The following is a 283-nucleotide window of genomic DNA, read 5'->3' as shown; positions in this document are numbered from 1 at the left end:
TGCCGAAGTTAACACATTAAGCACTCCGCCTGGGGAGTACGGTCGCAAGACTGAAACTCAAAGGAATTGACGGGGACCCGCACAAGCAGTGGAGTATGTGGTTTAATTCGAAGCAACGCGAAGAACCTTACCAGGTCTTGATATCTGAATGACCGGTGCAGAGATGTACCTTTTCTTCGGAACATTCAAGACAGGTGGTGCATGGTTGTCGTCAGCTCGTGTCGTGAGATGTTGGGTTAAGTCCCGCAACGAGCGCAACCCTTGATCTTAGTTGCCAGCACTT

General features: G+C 50.2%; 1 rRNA gene. It reads left to right on the top strand.

Features of this window, described 5'->3' with window-relative positions:
• A 16S ribosomal RNA gene (locus HP548_RS33050) occupies positions 1-283 on the top strand; the annotation flags it as partial.

Origin of the sequence: Paenibacillus taichungensis, from assembly GCF_013359905.1 — a bacterium.
GTDB lineage: Bacteria > Bacillota > Bacilli > Paenibacillales > Paenibacillaceae > Paenibacillus > Paenibacillus taichungensis.
The sequence above is the reverse complement of the archived record's forward strand: the minus strand, read 5'-3'. Positions and strand labels throughout refer to the sequence as shown.